Origin of the sequence: Herbiconiux sp. VKM Ac-1786, from assembly GCF_015350805.1 — a bacterium.
Lineage (GTDB): Bacteria > Actinomycetota > Actinomycetes > Actinomycetales > Microbacteriaceae > Herbiconiux.
Map to the genome: position 1 here is coordinate 1,250,331 of NZ_JADKSG010000002.1, position 11,365 is coordinate 1,261,695.

General features: G+C 72.2%; 10 protein-coding genes. 8 read left to right on the forward strand and 2 right to left on the reverse strand.

The features are described from left to right. The first annotated feature begins 24 nt into the window (after positions 1 to 24). The 8 genes from ITJ64_RS16915 to ITJ64_RS16950 all read left to right on the forward strand — a co-directional run bounded on the left by ITJ64_RS16915 (position 25) and on the right by ITJ64_RS16950 (position 7,749). Positions 25 to 354 (forward strand): biopolymer transporter Tol, encoded by a 330-nt coding sequence (locus tag ITJ64_RS16915; RefSeq protein WP_194681844.1) that lies wholly within the window; start codon positions 25 to 27, stop codon positions 352 to 354. 63 nt (positions 355 to 417) lie between these two features. Beyond that, on the forward strand, positions 418 to 1,461 hold the full coding sequence (locus ITJ64_RS16920; RefSeq protein WP_194681845.1) for an NAD(P)-dependent alcohol dehydrogenase: 1,044 nt from the start codon (positions 418 to 420) through the stop codon (positions 1,459 to 1,461). A 76-nt stretch (positions 1,462 to 1,537) separates the two neighbouring features. Continuing rightward, positions 1,538 to 2,332, forward strand: a complete 795-nt coding sequence (locus ITJ64_RS16925; protein ID WP_194681846.1) for a GNAT family N-acetyltransferase — start codon at positions 1,538 to 1,540, stop codon at positions 2,330 to 2,332. A 34-nt stretch (positions 2,333 to 2,366) separates the two neighbouring features. Continuing rightward, positions 2,367 to 3,083 (forward strand): MSMEG_4193 family putative phosphomutase, encoded by a 717-nt coding sequence (locus tag ITJ64_RS16930; RefSeq protein ID WP_194681847.1) that lies wholly within the window; start codon positions 2,367 to 2,369, stop codon positions 3,081 to 3,083. 86 nt (positions 3,084 to 3,169) lie between these two features. Beyond that, positions 3,170 to 3,745: a DUF3090 domain-containing protein gene (locus tag ITJ64_RS16935; protein ID WP_194681848.1), complete on the forward strand. Its 576-nt coding sequence runs from the start codon at positions 3,170 to 3,172 to the stop codon at positions 3,743 to 3,745. A gap of 92 nt (positions 3,746 to 3,837) precedes the next feature. Next, a complete protein-coding gene (locus tag ITJ64_RS16940; RefSeq protein ID WP_228509164.1) occupies positions 3,838 to 4,572 on the forward strand; it encodes an SCO1664 family protein in 735 nt (244 codons plus the stop codon). Between the two features lie 20 nt (positions 4,573 to 4,592). Continuing rightward, positions 4,593 to 6,317: a sodium:proton antiporter gene (locus ITJ64_RS16945; protein WP_194681850.1), complete on the forward strand. Its 1,725-nt coding sequence runs from the start codon at positions 4,593 to 4,595 to the stop codon at positions 6,315 to 6,317. A 70-nt stretch (positions 6,318 to 6,387) separates the two neighbouring features. Continuing rightward, the gene (locus ITJ64_RS16950) at positions 6,388 to 7,749 is read left to right on the forward strand and encodes an HNH endonuclease signature motif containing protein (RefSeq protein ID WP_194681851.1); all 1,362 of its coding nucleotides are present in this window, start codon (positions 6,388 to 6,390) and stop codon (positions 7,747 to 7,749) included. Positions 7,750 to 7,858: 109 nt separating this feature from the next. Here ITJ64_RS16950 and ITJ64_RS16955 read toward each other — a convergent pair whose 3' ends face one another. After that, a complete protein-coding gene (locus ITJ64_RS16955; protein ID WP_370545240.1) occupies positions 7,859 to 9,901 on the reverse strand; it encodes a VWA domain-containing protein in 2,043 nt (680 codons plus the stop codon). 80 nt (positions 9,902 to 9,981) lie between these two features. Further along, entirely contained in the window at positions 9,982 to 11,364 is a 1,383-nt protein-coding gene (locus ITJ64_RS16960; RefSeq protein ID WP_194682218.1) for a magnesium chelatase, read from the reverse strand. Between the last annotated feature and the right edge of the window lies 1 nt (position 11,365).

Below are 11,365 nucleotides of genomic sequence, written 5' to 3' on the forward strand. Positions count from 1 at the left end.
GTGTCGGGGGGGCTCGACGAGAGGATGCGCGTGACCGACGACGAGCGCTGGCTGGTGGTGAACGGGCGGCGGTGGCGGCGCACCGACCCGTGCCTGCCCGAGGACGTGGCGGCGGCCCTGCGCTCGCACCTCGGCCGGGGGCGCAGCGCGGTCGGGGCCGGCACGCGCAGTGGCGACGACGAGCGGGTGACGGATGCGCGGCGGCGCGTGGGGCTCGCGAAGCACGGTCTCGGCGAGCGCGGGCCGCGCTGGTGGGAGGAGCCGGAGGCGGAGCGGATCGAGCGAGCGCGGGAGTCGCTGCGGGAGCTCGACGCGCTGGACGACGCTGACGGCTCGGACGGCTCCGATGATTGACCAGCCCCGGCGCGAGGTCAAGGGGGCAGGCGGCTGTCGGAGGCCGGGCGTAGCGTCGAGGGCATGAAGGCACTCCAGTACACCCGCATCGGCTCCCATCCCGAGATCGTCGAGATCCCGAAACCCTCGCCCGGCCCCGGCCAGGTGCTGCTCAAGGTCACCGCGGCGGGGGTGTGCCACTCCGACGAGTTCGTGATGGGCCTGTCGGAGGAGGAGTACACGGGCGGCGGCTACCCGCTGCCCCTCACGCTCGGGCACGAGGGCGCCGGCATCGTCGAGGAGCTCGGCGAGGGCGTCGAGCACCTCGCGGTCGGTGACGCCGTGGCGGTCTACGGCCCCTGGGGCTGCGGGCGCTGCCAGAAGTGCGCCGAAGGAAAAGAGAACTACTGCGTGAACGCCGCCGCCGAGGGCATCAAGCCGCCCGGGCTGGGCGCACCGGGCTCCATGGCCGAGTACATGCTCGTCGACGATGCCCGGCACCTCGTGCCGCTCGGCGACCTCGACCCGGTGCAGAACGTCTCGCTCACCGACGCCGGCCTCACCCCGTACCACGCCATCAAGACCTCGCTGCCGAAGCTCGGCGCGGGCACCTACGCCGTCGTCATCGGCACGGGCGGGCTCGGCCACGTGGCCATCCAGATCCTGCGGGCCCTCAGCGGCGCCACGGTGATCGCGCTCGACGTCAACGACGAGAAGCTCGCACTGGCGAAGGAGGTCGGCGCCCACCACACGGTGATCAGCGACGCCGCGGCGGCCGACGAGATCCGCCGTCTCACCGGCGGCCGGGGTGCGAACGCGGTGTTCGACTTCGTCGGCGCCGAGCCCACCATCGCCACCGCGGTCGCGTCGGCCGCGACGGAGGCCGACGTCACCATCGTCGGCATCGGCGGCGGCACCGCCCACGTGGGCTTCGGCTCGATCGCCTACGACGCCGCCCTGCGCATCCCCTACTGGGGCACCCGCGCCGAGCTGATCGAGGTGCTCGAGCTGGCCCGCTCGGGGCAGGTCGGCGTCGAGGTGCAGCGCTACTCGCTCGACGACGGGCCGAAGGCCTACGAGGCGCTGGCGGCGGGCACGGTGCGCGGCCGGGCCGTCATCGTCCCGTGACCCCGGGCCGCCCACGCGGCGGCCGCCGGGCGACCCCGGGCCGCCGCCGCGGCGGCCGCCGTGCGAGGCTGGTGCGATGACCGACACCATCGCGCTGTACCTCCGGGCCTACGACGAGCAGTTGCGCGGTGACGCCGAGACGCCGAGCGCGGTGCGCGTCGAGCGGCTCGGCCCGCTGCGGCTCGTCACCTTCGCGGGCGGCCGCGGCTTCATCAGCTACCGCGATCTCGGCGGGGCCGACGAGTCGGCGATCCGGGCCCTGGTTCCGGATGCGCTGCAGCGCCTCACCGCCGACCCCGCGATCCGGCGGGTGGAGTGGAAGACCCGCGGCCACGACGACGCCCCCGGCCTGCACGAGGCGCTGCTCGCCGCCGGCTTCGAGGCCGAGGAGCCCGAGTCGATCATGGTCGGCCCGCTCGAGGCCCTCGCGGCGCTCTCGCCCGAGCCGCCGGCGGGAGTCACGGTGCGCCGGGTGACCGAGGAGGCCGAGGTGCGCGCCATGAGCGCCGCGGTCGACGAGGCCTTCGGCGAGGCGGTCGACACGGCCATCGCCGACGCGCTGGTGGCCCGCCTGGCGCGCGGCGACGGCATGGAGCTCTGGGTCGCCGAGACCGACGGGCGCATGGTCGGCGGCGGTCGCCTCGAGCCGGTGGCCGGCACCGAGTTCGTCGGCATCTGGGGCGGTGCGGTGCAGTCCGAGTACCGCGGCCGGGGCATCTACCGGGCGCTCACCGCCGCCCGCGCGCGCTCGGCCCTCGCCCGGGGTGCGCGGCTCGTGCACAGCGACAGCACCGAGTTCTCCCGGCCCATCCTGGAGCGCTCGGGCCTCGTGAAGGTGTCCACCACGACGCCCTACCAGTGGACGCGCTGACCTGACCGGCAGCCGGACTGTCTAGGCTGGCCCGATGGCCACAGTCATCCTCGTCCGGCACGGACGCACCACCGCGAACGCCTCCGGACTGCTCGCGGGGCGCACCCCGGGCGTTCGGCTCGACGAGGTCGGGCAGGAGCAGGTGGCCCGCACGGCCGAGCGGCTCGCCGTCGTGCCGCTGGTCGCCGTCGTGTCGAGTCCGCTGGAGCGGTGCCGGCAGACGGCGGCGAGCATCCTGGAGCACCAGCGCGGCGGAGCAGCCGGGCTCGGCGCGCAGCCGGGCGAGCTGCGGATCGAGGACGACCTCACCGAGTGCGACTACGGCGACTGGCAGGGCCGCACCCTGAAGGAGCTCGCGAGCGAGCCGCTCTGGTCGGTCGTGCAGCGCCAGCCCTCCGCGGTCACGTTCCCGGGCGGGGAGTCGATGGCGACGATGCAGCTCCGCGGGGCGTCCGCGGTGCGCCGCCTCGACGCGGCGTTCGAGGCCGAGCACGGCCCCGGCGCGGTGTGGGTGGCGGTCAGCCACGGCGACATCATCAAGGGCATCCTGGCCGACGCGCTCGGGATGCACCTGGACCTCTTCCAGCGGATCAGCGTGAGCCCCGCATCCGTCTCGATCGTGCGCTACGGCGCCGACCGGCCCGACGTGGTGGCGACCAACACCGAGGCGGGCGACCTGGGCTGGCTCGCGGCCGCACCGCCCGCGGCCGACGCGCCGGTCGGCGGCGGTGCCGGCAACGCAGCGGCCTGACCCGGTGGCGCGGCGCGGGGTCGGCGGGAAGCAGGGAGTCCGGCGGGATCCGAGCGGTGCGGGCATCCGGTCAATAAAATAGGACCATGCCCACAATCGTTCACGACTTCGCCTGGCCCGATCGCGTCGTGGTCGGCACCGTCGGTCACCCGGGGTCGCGCACCTTCTACCTGCAGGCCCGCACCGGCGCGCAGCTCGTGAGCGTCGCCCTCGAGAAGGAGCAGTCGGCGGTGCTCGCCGAGAAGATCGACGAGATCCTCGACGAGCTGATGGTGAACGACGGCAACCGGTTCAGCGTGCCGAGCAGCATCCCGGTCGAGCTGGTCGACAACGAGCCGCTCGAGCCCGTGTTCGAGCAGTTCCGCGCGGGGGCGATGGGGCTCGGGTGGGACCCGACGACGGCCCAGCTCGTGGTCGAGGCGTACCCGCTGATCGAGGCCGAGGCCGCCCCCGACGACCCCTCCGCCGAGCTCGGGTGGGAGACCGGCGAGCCGATGATCGAGCCCGCCGAGCTGCTGGTGGTGCGGATGCCCGTGGGCACCGCCCGCGCGTTCGCCAAGCGCACCCGGGAGATCGTCGGAGCGGGCCGACCCCTCTGCCCGCTCTGCGGCACCCCCATGGACCCGGAGGGGCACGTCTGCCCCGTCGGCGACGACGTCTGACCGTGACCTCGCAGCCGGCACCCGACGACACCCCCGTCGGCGCGCCCGGCGGCCCGACTGACAGCGCGGGCGACAGCTCGCTCGAGCTCGAGCTGATCGGGCGCATCACCACCGCCTCCAACGCGACCTTCCTCGCGCGCCTCGGCGACGTCGAGGTCGTCTACAAGCCCGTCTCGGGCGAGAAGCCGCTCTGGGACTTCCCCGACGGCACCCTCGCCGACCGGGAGGCCGCGGCGTTCATCGTCTCCGAGGTGCTCGGCGGCGGGGTCGTGCCCCGCACCTGGCTCCGCGACGGCCCGCTCGGGCCGGGCATGGTGCAGCTCTGGCAGACCATCGACCCGTCGCAGGACGCCGTCGACCTCGTGGCCTCGAACGCCGTGCCCGCGACGGGCTGGCGCCGGGTCTTCGACGGCCACGACGACGAGGACCGGCCGGTCGCGCTCATCCACGAGGACACCCCCGCCCTGCGCCGCATGGCGGTCTTCGACGTCATCGCGAACAACGCCGACCGCAAGGGCGGCCACGTGCTGCCGTTGGCCGACGGCCACCGCCACGGTGTCGACCACGGCCTCACCTTCCACGCCGAGCACAAGCTGCGCACCGTGCTCTGGGGCTGGATCGACGAGCCTCTCACCGACGACGAGCTGGCCGGGGTCGAGCGGGTGCTGGCGGCGCTCACCGACGGAGGCCTGGTCGACACGCTCTCGCCGCTGCTCACCGACGACGAGATCGTGGCGCTCGCCGACCGCTGCGACCGCCTGATCGGCGACGCGCGGTTCCCCGGGCCCGACGGCTACATGCCGGCCGTGCCCTGGCCGATCTTCTGACTCGGATTAGGGTCGACTAGATGGAGCTGGGCATCTACGGGATCATCGCCGTCGCGGTGATCGTCGCGGTGGCCGCCTTCTCGAAGCGCCTCGGAATCGCCGCGCCGATCATCCTGGTCGTGGTCGGAGTCGGCCTCTCGTACCTTCCCGGGGTGCCCGAGATCGAGGTGCCGCACGAGATCATCCTCGACGGCCTGCTGCCGCCGATCCTCTACGCCGCGGCGGTGGCCGTGCCCGTGGTCGACTTCCGGCGCAACCTCGCGCCGATCGCGAGCCTCTCGGTTGTGCTCGTCATCGTGACGGCCTTCGCCACCGGGTTCCTGCTCTACGCCCTGCTGCCCGATCTCAACTTCGCGGCGGCCGTCGCCCTCGGCGCGATCATCAGCCCTCCGGATGCAGTGGCCGCCACCTCCATCGGACGTCGCCTCGGTCTGCCACCACGTCTGCTCACGCTGCTCGAGGGCGAGGGCCTCGTGAACGACGCGACCGCCCTGGTGCTGCTCCGCTCGGCCGTGGCCGCGGCGGCCGGAGCGATGACCACGCCCTGGGCGGGCGTCACCGACTTCCTCTTCGCCGCCGCCGTCGCGGTGCTCGTCGGCCTGGCGGCCGGCGCGATCACGGTATTCGTGCGCTCGAAGCTGTCCGACCCCGTGCTCGACACGGCCCTGTCGCTCGCGGTGCCCTTCGTCGCCTTCGTGCCGGCGGAGCAGCTCGGAGCATCCGGTGTTCTCGCCGTGGTCGTCGCCGGGCTGTACACCGGGCACGCCTCCCCCACGAAGTTCTCGCCGCAGTCGCGGATCAGCGACCGGATCAACTGGCGCACGATCCAGTTCCTGCTCGAGAACGGCGTGTTCCTGCTGATCGGGCTCGAGATCCGCACCCTGATCGAGGACGTGAAGCCCGAGATCCTGACGGTCGAGGCCTCGTTCGGCATCGGGCTGCTGGCCACCGTCGCGCTGGTGCTGATTCGCTACCTCTGGATCGGGCCGCTCGTGTTCGGACTGGCGCAACGCGAGAAGCGCAATGAGCGCCGCACCTATCGCGCACTCCTGGCGCTGTACTACTACCGCAGCAATCCGGTCTCGACCAAGCGGCAGGCCCGCACCCGCAACCGGCTCGAGCGCGACTACGAGCGCCGCCGCGCCGACCTCGAGCAGCAGCGACAGGAGCGGATCGACTGGCGCGGCGGCGTCGTGCTGGGCTGGTCGGGCATGCGCGGCGTGGTGACGCTCGCGGCCGCGCAGTCGCTGCCCGAGGACACGCCCTACCGCCCCCAGCTGATCCTGATCGCCTTCACGGTCGCGGTGACGAGCATCGTGCTGCAGGGCGGAACCCTGCCCTGGCTGATCCGGCTGCTCGGCGTCGAGGGCATCGACGCCAAGGAGGACCGGAAGGAGCTCGCACAGCTGCTGGAGACGATCAGCAGCGCCGGGCTCGAGAAGCTCGACGAGCAGGTGGCGGAGCGCAGCGACATCATCGACCCCGAGGTCGTGGAGCGGGCTCGCCAGGCGACGTTCCTCCGCACGGAGGCCGCCTGGGAGCGGGCCGGACGACGCGAACAGCCCGACGAGACGCCGCACCGGCTGTACCGCGAGCTGCGGCTGGCGATCGTGGCGGCCGAGCGCGAGAAGATGCTCGAGCTGCGGGCGGTCGGCACGTATCCCTCGCGCATCCTGGCCGAGGCGCAGGCGCTGCTGGACCAGGAGGAGACGCGGTTGCAGCGGCGGCCGGGCGGGGCCCATTAGGCGGCGAAATCTGCCCTCCAATTTCGTCGATAAACGAGCATTCATCAGCTGTTTCTGATAGAATCTCAGTATGACTCCAGTTGCCCGCATCCACGAGATGGCCGCCGTGCTCTGCGGCCGTTCGGGCGCGGGTCTGGCTGGTCTCGGCGACGACGAGTTGCTCGAAATGGTGGCCGCCTACGAGGCACTCGGGCGCGCGGTGTCGGCGCAGCAGGTCCAGCTCGCCGGGGAGGTCGGGGTGCGGTCTCGCAGCGAGCTGCGCGACGAGGGCCTGAGTCGGTCGCAGAACTTTACGACCCCGGTCGCGCTCGTCGCGAAGGTCACCGGGGCGTCGGCGCGGGCGTGCAAGGCGCGGCTCGAGCTCGGGCGGAAACTCCGGGGTGCGGTGCTGCTGGGTGGGGGCGAAGGGCCGGCGCCGTTTCCGGCGGTCGCCCGCGTTCTCGATGCGGGCGTGCTCGGGGTCGAGGCAGCGGCGACCATCGTGAAGCAGTGCACTGTGCTCGCCGACCGTGGATGCTCGCCCGACGTCGTGAGCCTCGCCGAGGAGACCCTCGTCGACCAGACCCTCTCCTGCCGGCTGACCGCCGACGAGACCTTCCGGGCCGCGATCCATCTGCGCGAGGTGCTCGACCCCGATGGTGCGGAACCGCGTGATGAGGTGCTGCAGATGCAGCGGTCGCTGACCATCGCGCTGGCACCGGATGGGATGTACCGGGGGAAGTTCGCGCTCCCGCCCGAGCAGGGCGGGGTGTGGCTGTCGAGCATCCGGGCGATGCAGAGCCCGCGCGTGGCCGGGCCGCGGTTCGTCGACGGCGACGAATACACGACCGCCGACGGCCGCACCCAGGCACAGAAGAACGCCGACACCATCACCGAACTCATCGCCCGCGCTGCCGGCGCCGACGACATGCCCCGCATCAACGGCGCCATCGCCACCGTCAACGTGCACATGACCCTCGACGATCTCGAAAAGGGCCGCGGCGTCGGGTGGATCGACGGTATCGACCAGCCCATTCCCGCCTCCACCGTGGCGCAACTGCGCTGCTCATCACCCGTCGCGGCAACCCTCTTCGGCGACAAGGGCGAGGTTCTGTACCACGGCAAGGCGAAGCGGCTCTTCACCGCGGCGCAGAACCGGGCCCTCGCTGCCCGGGACGGCGGGTGCGTGTGGCCCAGCTGCGACCGCCCGCCCTCGTTCTGCGAGACACATCACGCGAACGAGTGGGTTTCGGACGATCATCCGCCCGGCAGAACCGACATCGACAACGGCGTGCTCCTCTGCCACTTCCACCACTCCCACCTGCACAAAACGCCATGGAAACTCACCATGCAAGACGGGGTGCCACATCTCATTCCACCGAGGTGGGTCGACACGGAACAGAAGCCGATCCCGACCACCCGGCGACGCACCATCCAGCGACCCGCTGCTTAGCCAGACACCGCATCCGGAGGCAAGCGCGAAGCGCGCGGCAGTACAGGGCTGCCGCGCGCTGACGCGCTTGCCCACGATGGACATGGCTGGGTTCACGAGATGGGACAGGTCACCAGAGGCCGCCCTGACGCCGGGCTCCTCCGCCGAAGTCGTCGGATGCACCGGGAGTGCTGCCGCGTGATCCGAGGTAGGAGCCGACGACAGCCGCGCCGAGGTCGTCGGCTTCCGGTGCCACCACCGAGCCGTCGACCCTCCGCGCCATCGAGTCGATGAAGCGCGCCAGCCCCGGGTCGTCGCCGAGGCGGAAGAAGGTCGTGCGGGCGCCGAGCCGCAGCGAGTTGTCGAGCTCCCGCACGGCGTACGCGATGGTGAGCGGATGCGGCGGGTAGCTGAAGAACACCTCCCCGTTCGCCTCGAGGTGGGAGGTGGGCTCGCCGTCGGTGACGATCAGCAGCACGGGCTGGGCGTTCGGATGCTTGCGGAAGTGCCGATTCGCCAGCAGCAGCGCGTGGTGCAGGTTCGTGCCCTTGTCCCACTCCGCCTCGAGGCCGGTGAGCTCCTCGATCGGCATCACCTGGGCTGAGCGGCCGAAGGCGATCAGCTGCAGGTCGTCCCCGCGGAAGCGACTGGTGATGAGAGTGTGCAGCGCGAGCGCGGTGCGCTTCATGGGCACCCAGCGGCCGTCCATCGCCATCGAGAACGAGGTGTCGACGAGCAGCGCGACGGCGGCCTGCGTGCGCGCCTCGGTCTCCTGCACCTCGACGTCACCGATCTCGATCCTGACGCCGGAGGCGGTCGAACCGCCGGAGCCCGCGACGCGAGTCACCGCGTTCGTGATCGTGCGGGTCACGTCCCACGGCTCCGTGTCGCCGAACGCCCACTCGCGGGTCGAGCCCGACCGCTCCCCCGCCGCGCCGGCCTGCCGCACGTCGCGGGCGCCCTGGCGCCCCGAGAGGCGCTGGGCGACGTCCCGCAGCAGCGCCTTGCCGAGCTGGCGCATCGCCTTCGGGGTCATCCGCAGCTGCCCGTCCGAGCCGCGCTTCATCGTGCCGGTGTCGCGCAGGGCCTTCTCGAGCTCCTGCAGCGTGCGCGCGTCGACCACCGCATCCGCCCCGAGCTGACGCGAGAGCGCATCGAGGTCGAGATCGTCGAGGCGCGACCCGTTGTAGGACTGGGCCAGCTGCTCGCTCAGCTCGTCGAGGTCGGCCAGGTCCTGGAAGACGCCGGTGCCGTCACCGAGGCCGAGGCCCTGCTCGCCGTCCATCCGCTCCGAGCCGCCCCAGTCCTCACCGGGGCGGAGCGAGCGCAGCGTCTCGTCGAGCCGACCGAGACCCTGCATCAGCTCGGGCGAGCCGAAAGCCTGCTGGGCCAGGGCGTCGAGCTCGTCACGCTGCTCCTGGCTCATCGAGTTGCGCATCCGCTGCGCCGCGGCGGCCCGGGCGGCGAGCGCGTCGAGCAGCTCGTCGATGGTCTCCGGATGCTCGGGGAAGAACTCCCCGTGCTTCGCCATGAAGTCCTCGAACTGCTCCGGGGTGTCCTCGCCGCGGGCGTGCGCCTCGAGCAGCTCGTTGAGGTCGCCGAGCATCGCGGTGATCGCCTCGCGGTCGGCGTCGCTCGCGTTCTCGAGGGCGTTCTTCATGCCGGCGAAACGCTGGTCGAGCATCTCGCGGCCGAGCAGGTCCTTGATCTTGTCGAAGTCCGCGCGGGCCTCCGAGCTCTTCCAGTCGTAGCCGTTCAGCTCGCTCACCGCAGCCGCCGCCGAGGACGGCAGGTTGTCGAGCTGCATCTGGGCGAGCGCGCGGTCGCCCTCGTCCATCAGCGCGTCGCGGGCCAGCTGCTTGCGCTCGGCCAGCACCGCCTTGTCGAGGAGGTCCTTGATCTCCTGGAGGGTGCCGTCGAGGTTGTGCTCGCGAGTCAGGTCGCGCCGGCGCTCCGCGACCCGGCGGGCCAGGTCGTCGAGGCCGTTCTGGTCGCGTCCACCGCGGCGGAGGAACTCGCGCAACGCCTGCTCGGGCGAGTAGCCCGCCATGACCTCCTCGCCGATGGCGTCGAGCGCCTCGGTGAGGTCGACCGGCGGCGCCAGCGGGTCGGGCCCGTCGACGTACCGCCCGTAGCGTGCGGCCCGGGTGAGGCGGCGGTTCGCCCTAGGCACGGTCGCGCATCCGCTCGTCGTGAACGGATGCGCAGACGGCAGCCGCTCGCCCGGCCACCGCCCGACCGGCCCCCGCTCGCTCAGCCATAGATCGTCTCGCCGCCGCCCGACTCCTTACTCACCCGTCGGGCGAGGTACAGGCCCTCGAGGGCGAGCTCGACGGCGCCGGCCCGCTGGCCGTCGTTCGTGACGCCGAGGCGGTCGCCGATCTCGTCGTAGAGCTCGGACTCGCCGAGCGAGGGCAGCCCGGCCAGGAAGTCGCGCGCGGCCACCTGCTCGCCGGTGGTGACGAGCGAGCCGCTCTCGAGCGCGTCGACCAGCAGCGCGAAATCGAGCCCGCGGAAGTGCGCGCGCACCGTCTCGGCGGTGGCGGTGCGGAGCAGGTGGTCGAGGATCTCGTCCTCACGGCCCTCCTCGCCCGACTCGAACTCGATCTTGCCGCCGAGCACGTCGACCGCCGTCTCGAGATCGACCGGCCGGGCCACCGCATCCGGCTCGCCCTGACGGGTCGCCCGGTGGAGCGCGGCCGCTGCGATCGTCTCGGCGCCGGCGATCGAGAAGCGGGCGCTGACACCGCTGCGCTGGTCGACCGACGCCGACTCGCGGAGGTTGCGGGTGAAGCGGGCGAGGATCTCGATCAGGTAGTCGGGCACGTCGGCGACGAGCTCGGCCTCCTGGCGGATGACGGCGATCTCGTCGGCCAGCTCGGTCGGGTAGTGGGTGCGGATCTCGGCGCCGAAGCGGTCCTTCAGCGGCGTGATGATGCGGCCGCGGTTGGTGTAGTCCTCGGGGTTCGCGCTGGCGACGACGAGCACGTCGAGCGGCAGGCGCAGCACGTAGCCGCGGATCTGGATGTCGCGCTCCTCCATCACGTTGAGCATCGCCACCTGGATGCGCTCGGCGAGGTCGGGCAGCTCGTTGATCGCGACGATGCCGCGGTGACTGCGCGGGATGAGGCCGAAGTGGATGGTCTCCGGGTCGCCGAGCGACCGGCCCTCGGCCACCTTCATCGGGTCGACGTCACCGATCAGGTCGGCCACGCTCGTGTCGGGGGTGGCGAGCTTCTCGACGTAGCGCTCCTCGCGACGCCGCCAGGAAATCGGCAGCTCGTCGCCGAGCTCGGCCGCACGGCGGAGGCTCACGCTGGTGATCGGCTCGTACGGGTGCTCGCCCAGCTCGGATCCCTCGATCACCGGCGACCACTCGTCGAGCAGGCCGGAGAGGGTGCGGAGCAGCCGGGTCTTGCCCTGGCCGCGCTCGCCGAGCAGCACGATGTCGTGCCCCGCGATGAGCGCTCGCTCGAGCTGCGGGATGACCGTGGACTCGAAGCCGTGCAGGCCCGGCCACGGGTCGCGGCCCTCCCGCAGGGCGTCGAGGAGGTTGTCGCGGATCTCGGTGCGGAGGGTCTTCTGAACGTGCCCGGAAGCACGCAGTTCGCCGACCGTCGTCAGGGTTGGGCGCATC

Excerpts from the sequence above, each read along its gene's own strand:
- ITJ64_RS16915 (WP_194681844.1), top strand. The coding sequence starts at position 25 with ATGCGCGTGACCGACGACGAGCGCTGGCTGGTGGTGAACGGGCGGCGG.
- ITJ64_RS16920 (WP_194681845.1), top strand. The coding sequence starts at position 418 with ATGAAGGCACTCCAGTACACCCGCATCGGCTCCCATCCCGAGATCGTC.
- ITJ64_RS16925 (WP_194681846.1), top strand. The coding sequence starts at position 1,538 with ATGACCGACACCATCGCGCTGTACCTCCGGGCCTACGACGAGCAGTTG.
- ITJ64_RS16930 (WP_194681847.1), top strand. The coding sequence starts at position 2,367 with ATGGCCACAGTCATCCTCGTCCGGCACGGACGCACCACCGCGAACGCC.
- ITJ64_RS16935 (WP_194681848.1), top strand. The coding sequence starts at position 3,170 with ATGCCCACAATCGTTCACGACTTCGCCTGGCCCGATCGCGTCGTGGTC.
- ITJ64_RS16945 (WP_194681850.1), top strand. The coding sequence starts at position 4,593 with ATGGAGCTGGGCATCTACGGGATCATCGCCGTCGCGGTGATCGTCGCG.
- ITJ64_RS16950 (WP_194681851.1), top strand. The coding sequence starts at position 6,388 with ATGACTCCAGTTGCCCGCATCCACGAGATGGCCGCCGTGCTCTGCGGC.
- ITJ64_RS16960 (WP_194682218.1), bottom strand. The coding sequence starts at position 11,364 with ATGCGCCCAACCCTGACGACGGTCGGCGAACTGCGTGCTTCCGGGCAC.